The 12,825-nt window shown below is 71.5% G+C and carries 13 protein-coding genes, 1 tRNA gene and 1 other RNA gene; 6 read left to right on the forward strand and 9 right to left on the reverse strand.

Going from position 1 to position 12,825, the window contains the following annotated elements; all coding sequences use genetic code 11:
* Positions 1-13 precede the first annotated feature (13 nt).
* Both MED15_RS05645 and MED15_RS05650 read right to left on the reverse strand, forming a co-directional pair.
* Positions 14-763: an SDR family oxidoreductase gene (locus MED15_RS05645; protein WP_112586831.1), complete on the reverse strand. Its 750-nt coding sequence runs from the start codon at positions 761-763 to the stop codon at positions 14-16.
* Between the two features lie 56 nt (positions 764-819).
* Complete coding sequence (locus MED15_RS05650; RefSeq protein WP_244220387.1) at positions 820-1,734, reverse strand: TIGR03620 family F420-dependent LLM class oxidoreductase; 915 nt, start codon at positions 1,732-1,734, stop codon at positions 820-822.
* Between the two features lie 129 nt (positions 1,735-1,863).
* Between MED15_RS05650 and MED15_RS05655 the strand changes: the two genes are divergently transcribed.
* Entirely contained in the window at positions 1,864-2,499 is a 636-nt protein-coding gene (locus MED15_RS05655; protein WP_112700049.1) for a TetR/AcrR family transcriptional regulator, read from the forward strand.
* 84 nt (positions 2,500-2,583) lie between these two features.
* Here MED15_RS05655 and MED15_RS05660 read toward each other — a convergent pair whose 3' ends face one another.
* The 3 genes from MED15_RS05660 to MED15_RS05670 all read right to left on the reverse strand — a co-directional run bounded on the left by MED15_RS05660 (position 2,584) and on the right by MED15_RS05670 (position 6,309).
* Positions 2,584-5,007, reverse strand: a complete 2,424-nt coding sequence (locus tag MED15_RS05660) for a hypothetical protein (RefSeq protein ID WP_112734952.1) — start codon at positions 5,005-5,007, stop codon at positions 2,584-2,586.
* Between the two features lie 159 nt (positions 5,008-5,166).
* On the reverse strand, positions 5,167-5,661 hold the full coding sequence (locus MED15_RS05665; RefSeq protein ID WP_373861091.1) for a hypothetical protein: 495 nt from the start codon (positions 5,659-5,661) through the stop codon (positions 5,167-5,169).
* A 93-nt stretch (positions 5,662-5,754) separates the two neighbouring features.
* A complete protein-coding gene (locus tag MED15_RS05670; RefSeq protein ID WP_112700047.1) occupies positions 5,755-6,309 on the reverse strand; it encodes a hypothetical protein in 555 nt (184 codons plus the stop codon).
* A 124-nt stretch (positions 6,310-6,433) separates the two neighbouring features.
* Here MED15_RS05670 and MED15_RS34095 point away from each other — a divergent pair, with 124 nt between their 5' ends.
* The gene (locus MED15_RS34095) at positions 6,434-6,655 is read left to right on the forward strand and encodes a DUF1349 domain-containing protein (RefSeq protein WP_244220388.1); all 222 of its coding nucleotides are present in this window, start codon (positions 6,434-6,436) and stop codon (positions 6,653-6,655) included.
* A 34-nt stretch (positions 6,656-6,689) separates the two neighbouring features.
* Here the strand turns inward: MED15_RS34095 and MED15_RS05680 are convergent, their stop codons facing one another.
* Together MED15_RS05680 and MED15_RS05685 are read right to left on the reverse strand one after the other, a co-directional pair.
* The gene (locus MED15_RS05680; RefSeq protein WP_112734953.1) at positions 6,690-6,881 is read right to left on the reverse strand and encodes a DUF397 domain-containing protein; all 192 of its coding nucleotides are present in this window, start codon (positions 6,879-6,881) and stop codon (positions 6,690-6,692) included.
* Entirely contained in the window at positions 6,872-7,639 is a 768-nt protein-coding gene (locus tag MED15_RS05685; RefSeq protein WP_112734954.1) for a helix-turn-helix domain-containing protein, read from the reverse strand. The genes MED15_RS05680 and MED15_RS05685 overlap by 10 nt, the downstream gene beginning before the upstream one ends.
* Before the next feature lie 197 nt (positions 7,640-7,836).
* On the opposite strand from MED15_RS05685, the gene MED15_RS05690 reads away from it, so the two are divergent.
* Positions 7,837-8,079 carry a flavin reductase gene (locus MED15_RS05690; RefSeq protein WP_112734955.1) on the forward strand — a complete coding sequence of 81 codons (243 nt, stop codon included), beginning with the start codon at positions 7,837-7,839 and terminating at the stop codon, positions 8,077-8,079.
* A gap of 197 nt (positions 8,080-8,276) precedes the next feature.
* On the opposite strand, the gene MED15_RS05695 is transcribed toward MED15_RS05690, so the two are convergent.
* Positions 8,277-8,361 (reverse strand) — tRNA-Ser (locus tag MED15_RS05695).
* Between the two features lie 82 nt (positions 8,362-8,443).
* On the opposite strand from MED15_RS05695, the gene ffs reads away from it, so the two are divergent.
* Positions 8,444-8,533: signal recognition particle sRNA small type (gene ffs / locus MED15_RS05700), an RNA gene on the forward strand.
* 203 nt (positions 8,534-8,736) lie between these two features.
* Positions 8,737-11,583, forward strand: a complete 2,847-nt coding sequence (locus tag MED15_RS05705) for a DNA polymerase III subunit gamma and tau (protein WP_112734956.1) — start codon at positions 8,737-8,739, stop codon at positions 11,581-11,583.
* A 60-nt stretch (positions 11,584-11,643) separates the two neighbouring features.
* On the opposite strand, the gene MED15_RS05710 is transcribed toward MED15_RS05705, so the two are convergent.
* A complete protein-coding gene (locus MED15_RS05710) occupies positions 11,644-12,315 on the reverse strand; it encodes a DUF998 domain-containing protein (protein WP_112730897.1) in 672 nt (223 codons plus the stop codon).
* Positions 12,316-12,516: 201 nt separating this feature from the next.
* Between MED15_RS05710 and MED15_RS05715 the strand changes: the two genes are divergently transcribed.
* The gene (locus tag MED15_RS05715; RefSeq protein WP_007466279.1) at positions 12,517-12,825 is read left to right on the forward strand and encodes a YbaB/EbfC family nucleoid-associated protein; all 309 of its coding nucleotides are present in this window, start codon (positions 12,517-12,519) and stop codon (positions 12,823-12,825) included.

A 12,825-nucleotide genomic window follows, 5' to 3' on the forward strand; every position in this document is an offset into this window, starting at 1 on the left:
ATGCGTTTTCGCGTCAGAGCTGCTGCTCGCCACCGTCGACGAACAACTCGCCGCCGGTCATGAAGCTGCTCTGGTCGGAGGCGAGGAAGAGCGCGGCGTTGGCGATCTCGTCCGGGTGTGCCATGCGCTGCATGGGCACGCCCGAGGCGATGGCCTTCAGCAACCCGGGAGCTTCCGCGGGGCTGGGCGCGAGGCCCGCGAGCCCGGGGGTCTCGGTCGAGCCGGGGATCAGAGTGTTGACCCGGATCTTCCGGCCGATCAGCTCGGCGGCCCAGGTGCGGCCGAACGAGCGGATGGCCGCCTTGGACGCGGCGTAGACGCTGAACGCCGGGGTGCCGTTGCTGGCGGCGGTCGAGCCGGTCAGCACGATCGACGCGCCCTCGTTGAGCAGGGGCAGGGCCTTCTGCACTGTGAAGATGGTGCCGTAGATGTTGGTGTCGAAGGTGGTGGCCACGTGCTCGACAGTGATCGAGTCGAGCGACCGGAACTCGCCACCGCCGGCGTTGGCGAACACCACGTCCAGGCCGGCGCCCCGCTCCTCGATCGCCCGCATCACCCGGTCCAGGTCGTCGAGCTTGCTGACATCGCTGGCGATGCCGGTGACGTTCGCGCCGATGCTGGCGACGGCCTCGTCCACCGGGCCCTTGCGGCGACCGGTGACGAAGACGTACGCGCCTTCGGCGGCGAAGCGGCGGGCGGCGGCCAGGCCGATGCCAGTGGTGCCCCCGGTGACGAGGGCGGTCTTGCCGTCGAGCTGTCCCACGATGGATCTCCTCTGTTGGGGTGTGGCGGTGTGCGGCCGGCCGTTGGGGCCGGTGGTCAATGGGTTGCGGAGGCGGCGAAGCTCGGCAGGAGGGTGGCCAGTTCGCGCCACTGCGGCAGGGGCAGCGTCGGCCGGTCGGGGCCGTCGGGCCGCAGCACGTGGAGGGCGACGTGGTCCGCGCCCGCGTCCAGGTGCTCCCGGATGCGCGTGGCCACCGCGTCCAGGTCACCCCAGGCGACGAGGGCGTCGATCAGGCGGTCGCTGCCGCCGGGGACCAGGTCGTCGTCGGTAAACCCGAGGCGTGCCAGGTTCGCCCGGTAGGTGGGGAAGCCGATGAACATCCCGATCCCCGCCCGAGCGGCGGCGCGGGCCCGGTCCGGGTCCTTGTCGAGGACGACCGCGAGGTGTGGCGCGATCAGCGGCTGATCCCCGACGCGCTCGCGCTGCGTCGCCGTGTAGTCCGGCGTCACGAGGAACGGGTGCCAGCCGGCCGTCCGGTCGGCGGCCAGGTCCGCCATCTTTGGCCCGAGCGCGCCGAGGATGCGTCGTCCGGCGGGGACCGGCCGAGGCGCGGCGTCGAGGGCGTCCAGCCAGCGACCCATCGTCTCCACCGGTCGGCCGTACTCCTGGCCCGCCTGAGCTGCGGAGTGGGCGTTGCTCACCCCGAAGCCGAGAACCGTCCGGGGTCCGTGTGCGGCGTCCAGCGCGGCCAACCGGTCGCCCAGAGCCGTCGGGTCCTGGCCCCAGATCGCCAGCACTCCCAGTGCGACCGTCGCGTGCGGTGCCGCCCCCAGCAGGTGCCCGACGTCGTCCACGGCGCCGCCGCCGTCCAGCCCGGGCACCCACAGCGCCCGGAAGCCGTGCTCGTCGAGTTCGGCCGCCGCGTCCCGGACGGCCGGGTCGGCGGCCCCACGCAGCTCCATGCTCCAGAGCCCGAACGCAGGCAGCGAGGCGTTCAGTCCAGCCGTCACACCAACCTCCAGCAAGTTTTGTACCGAGCGGTACGTATCCGACCGTAGCAACCGCCGACCGGGTCCGCAAATTTCTGTACCGATCGGTTTTTGCTGCCGGTAGGATGGGCGGAGAAGGGGTGGTGGGCTGTGCCGCAGCGAGGTCGACCACGGGGCTTCGACGCCGACGAGGCGCTGGAGCGCGCTGTGGAGGTGTTCTGGCGTCAGGGGTACGAGGGCGCCTCGGTGAGCGACCTCAGCGAGGCGATGGGGATCAACAAGCCCAGCCTCTACGCCGCCTTCGGCAGTAAGGAGGAGCTGTTCCGCAAGGCCGTGGCCCTCTACGCCGAAAAGGACATGGGGTACGCGCGGGACGCCTTCGCCCAACCGACCGCGTACGAGGTGGTCGCCACCCTGCTGCGCGAGAACGTGGTCGCCGTGACCCGGACCGACCGGCCGGCCGGTTGCCTGTCGATCCAGGGCGGCACCAGCTGCTCCACCGAGAACGCGCCCATCGCCGGGTTCCTCGCCGCCAGCCGCCTGGGCGGTGAAGGTGCCCTCGCCGACCGGCTCGCCCGCGCCGTCGCCGAAGGCGACCTACCCGCGCACGCCGATCCGGTAGCGCTCGCCCGCTTCGTCATGATCGTCACCGAGGGGCAGGCGGTGCATGCCGCCGCCGGAGTCAGCCGGGACGACCTGCGACAGGCCGCGGAGATCGCGCTCGCCGGTTTCGTCGCCGCGTCCGGGGCGCGGCCGGGAACGAGCGATTTCGCGACGGTCCACTAGTACGACTTCTGGCGGTCGCTCGGCCGCTGACGCTGTGGTGTTCGGCGAGCCGGCTCTCCGAGTGGAGAGCCGGCTCGCCGCCCGTCACGCGCCGGGGTTGCTGGGGTCGCGGTGGGTCAACTGGTACGCGGCGTCGACGCCGTCCGCCTCCAGGATCACCGTGACTGGTCCGTCAGGTAGCGAGCAGGAAATGGTCCGCTCGACGGCGTAACCGGTCGGGCCGCAGTAGCGACGCCCCTCCGAGTCGAACACCGACAGGCGAGCGTCACCGGTACCGTCGGTCCGCTTCCACGTGAACGACTCCGTGGCGGCGCGAGCGTCGGCCGGGATCGAGAAACAGACCCCGAACCGGTCCGCACCCGTCGTCACCGTGGCACCCGTCGCACCCGCCGGCAGCGTCGGGCAGGCGGGCGGGCCGTCGGTACGTGCGAACGCGAGCGAGTACGGCCCGTCCGAGGCGCCGTTGCGCGAGTTGAGCACGGCGAGGAACGGCGCCTGGCCGGTCAGCTCGCAGTGGTACTGGCGCAGCGCCCAGGAGGAGTCACACATGAACGCCCCGGTGGAGTCGATCACCGTCACGTCGGGCGAGCCGGCTCCGGTGGCGTCACCCGGGAGCAGTTCGGTGATGAGGGCGCCGGAAGGGCTGCTCAGCTGGAGGCAGTCGTACTGCGCGGGGTTGGCGAGCTGCCCTCGTACCGGTGCGTCCTGCCAACCGGTGTCGGACGCCGGCCGGCAGTCGGACGGCAACCACGGCAACACCGCGAGGTGGTACCGCAGGCCCTCGTCGATCACGGAGTCCGGAGCACCGCCACCGAGCACGAGCGTGTACCTGCCGGCGGTGGGGACCTGACACGACTCGTCCGTGCACACCCGGTGGCCGGTGCTGTCGTAGACGTTCGCGTACTGCCGGTAGTTGTCTTCCCCGACCGCCTTGACCCGGTAGGCGCCCGCGGCGGGGAGGTCCAGGACGCGGCACCGGACGGCGCCGAGCGGGCCGGCCGGGGCGGCGTTGTACGCACCGGGCGTGACCGTCGGGCAGCCGGTCGCGTCCGAGAGGCTGCGCACCTGCATCCGGTAGGTCAGGTCGGTGTCCTCCGACTCCCAGCGGGAGAGGTAGGAGATGACCCGGAAGGTCCCGGTCGACGGAAGGACGCAACCGTCCTCCCCCTCCGTGGTTTCGGTGCACACCACGCCGCCCTGCTCGTCGACGAGCCAGGAGGAGACGTCGTTGTACCGGTCCGGGGTCCGGTAGACCATGACGCGCTCACCGGCCTCGCCGTGGAACGGCTGGCAGTTGGTCTGCACCGCCGAGGTCTGGTGCACCGTCAGGGTCGGCTGGTCCCACCCGAGCCCGGTGGGGGCGGCACAACCTTCGAGCTGGTCGAGCCGGGCCACCGCCACCTGATAGGTGACCGGTTCCCAGTTCCAGTTCTGCGCCACGAAGGTGTAGTTGCCGGCCGTCGGTGCGGCGCAGGACCGCGAGGAGTCCCACTCCGTGCACACCACTCGTCCGGCCTCGTCGTACACCTGCCAGTTGAGGTACTGGTTCGCGTACTGCTCCATGCGGACGACGAGCGGGCCGGGGGTGGTGACCCGCAGCGCTTGACAGCTGATGCCCTGGTTCGGCGGCACGGTGCCGGTCCCGATCGCCGCGCCCGGGTCCCCGAATGCGGTCAGGGGCAGGGCCGGGCAGCCGACGGACCGCGAGAGCCGCGGCATCTTGAGGGTGTAGGCGGCCTTGTTGCCGTAGGTCTCCTGAAGGAAGAGCCGGTACGGCCCGGACCCTTCGAGCGTGCAGTCCGTGGGGTAGCGCACCGAGCAGACCGGCTGGAACTGCCCGTTGAGGATGGCGCCCTGGATGTCCTCCTCGCCGCCCGGGTCGGCCAGGTGCAGGACCGTGCCGGCGGGCTGCTTGAACGTGAAGCAGCGGGCGGCCAGGCCGGCGGGCAGCGTGCCGCTGCGTCCGGTCGAGGCGAAGGAGAAGAAGCCCTCGGGCAGATTGGCGCAGGTGGAGGGGGTTCGCATCGACTCTGCCGACAGCGAGTAGGCGCCCTTGCCGGTGTTGTGGCTGAGAGCCACCGTCACCGTGTAGGTGCCCGCGGCGCCGAGCACGCAGTCCGTCAGGTATGAGCTGACGTAGCAGGCGTGGGTGCCATCGGGGCCCTTGACCTCGGCCCCGACACCGTCACCGGAGATTGCTCGGAGCCGGATGTAGAGGGTGTCCTGGTCAACGGTCGAGGTGATCGTCCACGTCTGCTTTGCGGCGTCGGCGATCGACGCGCAGTTCTTGACCGTGCCCAGCGGAAGCTGTCCGCCGCAGGTGGCCGCCGTGCTGCCGACCTTCGCCTGGGTCTCGGTGGCCGCCGGGATGACCGGCGCCTGCGCCGGCTTGGTGGCCGGGCGCGGCTGCTCGGTTGTCACTGCCGGTCGCGCTGGCTGCTCGCCGGTCGGGGCGGCGGTGGCAGGACCGGCCAGCAGGCCCGCCCCGGCGGCGCTGAGGGCGGCCACGGCCGTCCACCTCGCCAGGTATCTCCACACTGGATCGAACACGGTTGTACGCACGCTTGGCTCCCCCGCTAGAGTCGCGCGATCTGCGCGAGCGGAGGCATAATTTCACGAAGCTCGATGACCAACAATCGGCTTGTCGGGCACCAGCTGAACGGCGCTTCAGCAGGGGCCGACGCCCTCGTCGAAGAGGCGGCGGGCCCAGTCCGCGTACCCGGCGATGGTTTTTCGGACCGTGCGCCCGTCGTGCAGGAACAGGTACGCGCGGTCGCCGCTGCGGGCGAGCAACCCGTCGAGGCGACGCGTCCCCTGTGGAGCGCGCAACCGGCTGACCTCCGGGTAGCGGTCCCAGACCTCATCGACGGGTGAGCCTGCCGCTATGCCCTCCGGTGTCCGCATCGGGTCGCCGACCCAGAGCAGCACGAGCTTGTCTTCCATGAAGACCGGGCTGACCGTGTCGTGGCCGGCGAGCATCGGCCCGCAGGCGTCCAGGCTGGTACGCAGGATGCCGCGTCGGGTCAGCTCGTCCTCGGTGGCACCGAACTCGATGTTGCGCAGGCCGTTCAGGTCAATGATTTCCACGTTGCCGGCGGGCCGGCCGTTCGGGATCGACCCGGTTGGTGGTACGCCGCTGCCCGCGATCGAGGCAGCCGTCAGCAGTGTGGCGATAAATGCAAATTGTCGCAATTTCATGGAATCCCCCAGTCCCCCAACGGAACGGGAGCGTTCAGGTTGCTGCCGAACGCCGGATTACTGGTTTTCCCACTGTTCGACCAGCTCGTCCCAGTAGTCGGCGCTGAGTCGACGCCGCCCGTGTGCCAGCCAACCGTCGGTGTTCCGCTCCAGGTGCAACCCCAGTTCGGCGAACGGGTCGATCCACGTGCCGGGCTCGACACCCAGCTGGGTCAGGGCACCGTTGATCGGCCACCGCTCGCGCGGCCCATCCAACTCGTCGTCGAAGCGTGGGCCCCAGGACGGCACCCCGCCCAGCCACACCGCCGCCGACTGGTAGCCGGCTCCGCCACCGAACTCCGCCTCCAGATAGGCCACCGGCCCCGACTGTGACCAGCGGGTCAGCACCTCGACCAGCGCCGTCGACAACACCAGGCCGAACGGATGCTCGGCGCTGCGGTCGTCCGTCGCGTAATCAGGCAGCGACCCGGTCAGCTCGACCACCAACTGGGGCGTGACCGGCAGCAGCCCGAAATCCTGGCGCAGCTCGCCCAGGACCGCGTGATCCAGCTCTGCGGTCTGCTCGCGGAGCAGTTCGATGTCCGCGACCACCGCGCTGAGCTGGTAACCCATGGAACCTCCGGTCGTCCACAGCCTGTGGATAGAACATGTGTACGACGGCATGTCGGCCCGTCGGTGCCTGGCACGGTACCGGGGTCTCGCCCCACGAGCGGGGCACCGGCGAGCAGGGGCGACGGTGTGGCTGCGGGTCTCCCGGATCGACGGGGTCTACGCGTACCACGCCTCGGTCGACGGGGAGACCTGGCAGTTGATCCGCGTCTTCCTCCTCGACCCGGACACGTCTCGCGACCGGATCGGCCTCGCTGGCCAGTCCCCGACGGGTGAGGGGTGCGGCGTGACCTTCGACGAGATCACGTTCCGGGCAGAGCGCCTGGCCGACCTCCGCGACGGCTCCTGACCTACCTGCCGTTGGGCAAGTGACCGGGCGCAGGTCAGGCGCGTCGGGTGAGCTGGGTGACGAACGCGCGCCAGGCCGTGGGCGCGAAGGCGAGCGCCGGGCCGGTGGGGTCCTTTGAATCCCGTACGCCGATGACGCCGGGCAGGTTGTCGGCGACCTCGACGCAGGCGCCGCCGTTGCCGCTGCTGCGGCTGCTCTTGCGCCACCGGGCGCCGTTCAGCTCCATGACTCCGCCACTTCCTGGATGAGTTCGACCGACTGCCAGTGGGACAACGCCTCGCCGCGCACGTTCTCCCATGCCGCCATCATGGCCGCGATGTCCTCGGGGTCGCTAGCCACTTGTCCCTGAAGTTGGTTGTCGAGGTAGCCGGCGACCCGGTGGTCGTGGCTGTGCGCGATCACGAAAGGTCCGTTGAGGCCGGCATAGGCGCCGACCGTGCTGGGCACGACGTGCACCCGGATGTGCGGCTCGACGCAGGCCGACGCCACGGCCAGCAGTTGCTCGCGCATCGTCGACCGGCCGCCCACCGGACGGCGGATGACCGCCTCGTCGACGACCGCCGTGAACTGCGGCGGGTCGTCCCGCTTGAGGATGCCCTGCCGGCCGAGCCGGACCGTGAGATGCCGCTCGATCTCACCCCGAGGGATCAGGCCCGCGTCGCCCAGCACCGCGCGGGCGTACGCCTCGGTCTGGAGCAACCCCGGCAGAACTGTCGACTCGAACCAGCGAAGCGACACCGCCTCGCGCTCGATCTCCTGCCACGGACGAAACCAAATGGGATCACGACGTCTTGAAGTGTCCGGCCAGATGTCCGACACGTCCTTGTGCAGCGCCTCCGCGGCCGCCAGCCGGTGGCGTGGATGCGGGATGCGGTCCTCGGTCAACCAGCGCCCCACGGTCTTCGGGTCGACGCCGACGGTCTCGGCGAGGGATTCGGTGGTGTGCCCGGTGTCGCTGAGCGCCACCCGAAGCGCGTCGTTCACGGCCCCTCCATTGGATGTCCTAAATATCTGGCAACCATATCGCTACGCGGTGTATCTGTCTCATAACTCTCCCGAGGGTGGTCCACAGAAGACGGCGTGGCCGGTGGAGGTGCAGGAGCCCGGCGGTCGGCGTCAGTCCGGGGTCGCCCCGACGGGGAGGCGGGGCGGCCCCCGCCCACCGCGAAGGAGATCCGCCCATGCCCCGCCGCCGCTACCGGAACCACCTACCGACCCGGCCGACCTGGCGCTGTGCCGCGTGCGGCATCGCCTGGCCCTGCTCGGCGGCGAAGCTGCGACTGCTCGGCGAATACCGGCACGACCGGCTCGCGTTGGCCGTCTACCTGGCGGCGCTGCAAACAGAGGCCGGCGAACACCTCACCGACGTCGACCCGGCCCGGCTGACCGACCGCTTCCTCTCCTGGGCCCGCGCCCGCGCCTGACCTCGCCAGCTAGCTGCGAAGCGAGAACACGCTAGGTTCCGGAGGTCGAAGTGATACGGCAAGGTGGTGTTCGGGGAGGGGTGGTTCTCGGCGCAGGGCGCGGAGCACGTCCAGGTGGTGGGCTGACGCCACCGCACAGACGACTCAGGGCCGGTCCCCGTTAGGGCCGGCCCTGTCGTTCGTGCTGCTCAGGCGAGCGGAGGATACGAGATTCGAACTCGTGAGGGTGTAAACCCAACACGCTTTCCAAGCGTGCGCCCTAGGCCTCTAGGCGAATCCTCCGCGAGCCAGGATACAGGCCCGTGTCGGCCGGGCCACCCCACCACCCCCTGAAGATCGACGGGCGGTCGGGTAGGCTGGGCGTCACCTCCCGTGCGGCGGTATCTCGTGAACCTCCCCAGGGCCGGAAGGCAGCAAGGATAAGCGAGCTCTGCCGGGTGCACGGGAGGCCTTTTTGTCTGTGGGCCGGTTGATCCACTCGGCATCCGTGATGTCGCGGTGTCCCGGCCATGCGGACACCGCGGTTTCCAGGAAGCCGAGTCGATCAAGGCCGATAGCCGAGTCGATCAAGCCCGAAGGCCCAGGCGCCCCGGGGTGGTGGGTGGTCACCCGCGCCCGACCGGCGCAGAATGGCTCGGTCGAGAGGAGGCGGGACGAGTGACGCTGGCGCTCTACCGCAAGTACCGGCCGCGTACCTTCGCTGAGGTCATCGGTCAGGAGCACGTGACCGAGCCGCTGTCGCAGGCGCTGCGCAGCGGACGGCTCAACCACGCCTACCTCTTCTCCGGCCCCCGTGGCTGCGGCAAGACCACCAGCGCCCGGATCATGGCCCGCTCGCTCAACTGTGAGCAGGGCCCCACTCCCGAGCCGTGCGGCAAGTGTGACTCCTGTCGCTCGCTGGCCGCCGACGGCGCCGGCTCGATCGACGTGATCGAGATCGACGCGGCCAGCCACGGCGGTGTCGACGACGCCCGCGAGCTGCGCGAGCGCGCCTTCTTCGCGCCGGCCAGCAGCCGCTTCAAGATCTACATCATCGACGAGGCGCACATGGTCTCGACCCAGGGCTTCAACGCCCTGCTCAAGTTGGTCGAGGAGCCCCCGGAGTACGTCAAGTTCATCTTCGCCACCACCGAGCCGGAGAAGGTCCTCGGCACGATCCGGTCGCGGACCCACCACTACCCGTTCCGGCTGTTTCCGCCGAAGGTGGTCCGCCCGTACCTGGAGCAGCTCACCCAGGCCGAGGGCGTCGCCGTCGAGCCGGCGGTCTTTCCGCTGGTGGTCCGCGCCGGTGGCGGCAGTATGCGGGACAGCCTCTCGGTGCTCGACCAGCTCATCGCCGGCGCCGGCGCGGAGGGGGTCAGCTACGCCCGGGCCGTCGCGCTGCTCGGGGTCACCGACTCGGCGCTGATCGACGAGATGTGCGACGCGCTGGCCGCCGGTGACGGCGCGGCCGCGTACGCCACCGTCGACCGGGTCGCCGAGGCCGGGCACGACATGCGCCGGTTCGCCTCCGACCTGCTGGAGCGGCTCCGCGACCTGATCGTGATCCAGCAGGTGCCGGACGCCGCCGCGAAGGGTCTCATCGACGGCCCGGCCGACCAGATCGAGCGGATGGCAGCCCAGGCTTCGCAGCTCGGCTCGGCCACCCTGTCCCGCTGCGCCGACATCGTGCACAACGGGCTGGTTGAGATGCGCGGCACCACCGCGCCCCGCCTGCTGCTGGAGCTGATCTGCGCCCGGATGCTGCTGCCCGGCGCGGACGACTCCACCGGCGGCCTGCTCCAGCGCCTGGAGCGGATGGAACGCCGGCTCACAGTGGGCGGCACCGACGCGCCGTCGGCCGCCGCCGGTTCCGCGCCGGCCAACCACCCAGGGGTACGCCCACAGCAAGCCACCCCGGTCCCGGCTGCCGCCACCCCGGCACCTGCGAACGCCCCGACCTCCGCACCGCCGTGGGCTGTCGACCAGGCGGCGTCCCCGGCCCAGGGCGCTTCCGCCCCGGCTGCTTCGGTCACCCGGGCGCCCGCTCCGACCTCCGGTGCACCGGCCACGTACGCCTCGGCGGCCGACTCGCCGATCCCGGCCTCCCCCGGCGCGTCGACCGGGTCGGCCCCCGCTGACCAGGCCGCACCCGTCTCGCCCGCCGGGCCGGCCCCGCGTCGCGTGGTGCCACCGTCGGCGGTGCTTCCCGACCCGGCCACGCCCGCGCCGCCCCGACCCGGAGCACCGGCCGCAGCGCTGGACGCGGTAGCGGTCCGCCGCGTCTGGCCCGACGTGGTCGGCAAGGTCAACCGGACCAACAAGCGGATCGCCGCCCTGATGCGCGACGCGGTCGTCCGCGAACTCGACGGCGACATGCTGGTGCTGACGGTGAAGTCCACAGTGCTGGCCAAGATGATGGCCGACCACGCGGCGGTGCTCACCGACGCGCTGTACGAGGAGTTGGGCGGGCGCTGGCAGATCCGCTGCGAGGTGGCCGGCGAGCGCGGTGGCGTGTCGTTGTCCGGCTCACCGCGCACCCAGCAGACCGCACCGGCCCGCCCCGCCGCGCCGCCAGCCACGTCGGACACGCCCGCCGCTGCGACGAACGCCGCGACCCCGGCTGCCCCCGGCCCGACGAGCGCGCCGCCAGCCGGGCCGAGCACGAACCGCGCGCCTGGCTCGAACGCAGCGCCAGGTGCGAACGCCGCCCGGCCGGGGACTGTGGGACCCAACGCCCCGACCGCCGCCGGTCCGACGAACGCCTCGCCTACCGACGCGAACCCGACCGGCGCTGCCGGCTCGGCTTCACGTGGCGGTGTCGGTGCGGGTTCCGCTGGTCACGGTGCTGGTGGGCAGGGCGCAGCGCCCTCCGCCCCGGCGACGGACGACGACGGCGACTGGCCGGCGGCGGCCCGCCCCGGCGGCGGCGCTCTCGCCGCCGAGGCTACGGATGACGAGGACTGGCCGGAGGCCGCCCGACCTGGCGGCGCGTCGGCCGGAAACGAGTCGAACTCCCACTCCGCACCGGCGTCGAGCGGCGCGAACGGCAGCGGCATCAACGGTGGTGGCACCAACGGCGGTGGCGCGAACGGCACCGGAGCAGGCGGTGCCGGGTCAGCGGCCGGTGGCGGTAAGCCGAGCGGGCGGGGTAACCCGACACCGGCGGCCCGGCAGCCGGCGACAGCCGGTGGTGCGCCGGTGAGCAGCGCCATCGCCGCGGCTCGCGCGGCGGCGGCGGGGCGCGGTGCCCGTACCGGAGCGGCAGCCCGGCCGGTCGCGGACGCCGAATGGGCCGGCGAGCCGCCCTACGACCCGGACTTCGACGGCCCCGCGCGGGCCGGCCGACCCGGCGGCGCGGCACCGGCCGCGGCCCCGGCCTTTGAAGGGTTCGACCCGGGCGACGAGCCGTTGGACGAGATCATCGACGAGAAGACCGCACGGGAGTCCAGCGAGGAGCAGGCGGTACGGCTGCTCCGGGAAACCTTCGGCGCCGAGAAGATCAACGAAGTCGACGCCCGCTAGCGGCTCCGCTCGGCACGGCGATCTTGCAGCTTCGGTCGTCGTCTTGCGTGGAATGCCCCCTTATGTCGAGGCAGGAAGTGCAAGATCGCGCAGGGGAGGGGCCTCGGCGAGCAGGACACCCAGGGCGCAGGCCCAGAGGGGGAAGGGTAGGACGGCTACTCGTTCCATGCCGCCTACCCCGATGGCCAGGCCCTGCTGGGCGGCGAACAGTGTCGTTCCGGCCAGCGCGATGAGCCCGGCGGTGAGAGTGAGTCGTCGCCACCGGCCGAGCGTCGTGCCGCGTGGTGCGAAGCCGGCGAGGAGCAGGCCGATGTTGCCCATCCCCATGATCAGGACTGCGCCGAGGACGTGCAGGTTCTCGTCGATGTCGGCCGGGTGGAGGGCCACGAGGGCGTATCCGCCGGTGGCCAGCAGCAGGAGTGTCTGAGCCGTGCGCACCACCGGGCCGTGACCGAGGATCCGCCAGGTCAGCAGCAGCCCGGCGGCGAGCAGGACGGCGGTGGCCAGTGTCGCGGTGTTCATCAGTGGGTGCCACGGTGAGCAGACGTAGCGGGGGCGGGTCGTGTCCCAGATGCCGCAGTGGGCGTTGCCGAGGTCGCTGATGTTGTGGGTGGCCCAGCTGTAGGCGGGCTCGCGCCACCGCAGCCCGGTGATCAGGCTGGCGACGAGGAAGATGGGCGCGGCCGCGAGCCAGCACAGTGCGCCGACCCGGCCGGTGCGGTTGAGGTTCATGCCACGAGCAGACCAGTGCGACGGCTGTGGGCGCACTACCAGCAGATGGCCGGTTCGGGGTAGGGGTAGCCGTACCCGAAGGCTCGGCGTGGGCGGACGCACCGGGCGGGGCGAGGTCGGTCCCAGCGGATAGGCTGAGCGGCGGTCGAGCAGACGAGTGCGAGAAGGAGCCATCCCGTGCGCCCAGGTGGACAGCCGAACATGCAGCAGATGCTGAAGCAGGCGCAGAAGATGCAGCAGCAGATCGCCGCCGCCCAGGCCGAGCTGGCCGAGGCCGAGCTGACCGGCACCGCCGGCGGCGGGCTGGTCACCGCGACCGTCTCCGGCTCCGGTGAGCTGAAGGCCATCAAGATCGACCCGAAGGCCGTCGACCCGGACGACGTGGAGACGCTGGAAGATCTGGTCGTCGCGGCCGTGCACAACGCCGCCGAGGCGGCCCGGGAGTTGACCGAGCGCAAGATGGGCCCGGTCGCCGGCGGCATGGGCGGCCTCGGCCTGCCCGGTTTCTGA

The sequence above is a fragment of the Micromonospora noduli genome, assembly GCF_003264475.1.
Lineage (GTDB): Bacteria > Actinomycetota > Actinomycetes > Mycobacteriales > Micromonosporaceae > Micromonospora > Micromonospora noduli.

Excerpts from the sequence above, each read along its gene's own strand:
- MED15_RS05670 (WP_112700047.1), bottom strand. The coding sequence starts at position 6,309 with ATGGGTTACCAGCTCAGCGCGGTGGTCGCGGACATCGAACTGCTCCGC.
- MED15_RS05680 (WP_112734953.1), bottom strand. The coding sequence starts at position 6,881 with ATGGAGCTGAACGGCGCCCGGTGGCGCAAGAGCAGCCGCAGCAGCGGC.
- MED15_RS05690 (WP_112734955.1), top strand. The coding sequence starts at position 7,837 with ATGCCCCGCCGCCGCTACCGGAACCACCTACCGACCCGGCCGACCTGG.
- MED15_RS05710 (WP_112730897.1), bottom strand. The coding sequence starts at position 12,315 with ATGAACCTCAACCGCACCGGCCGGGTCGGCGCACTGTGCTGGCTCGCG.
- MED15_RS05715 (WP_007466279.1), top strand. The coding sequence starts at position 12,517 with ATGCAGCAGATGCTGAAGCAGGCGCAGAAGATGCAGCAGCAGATCGCC.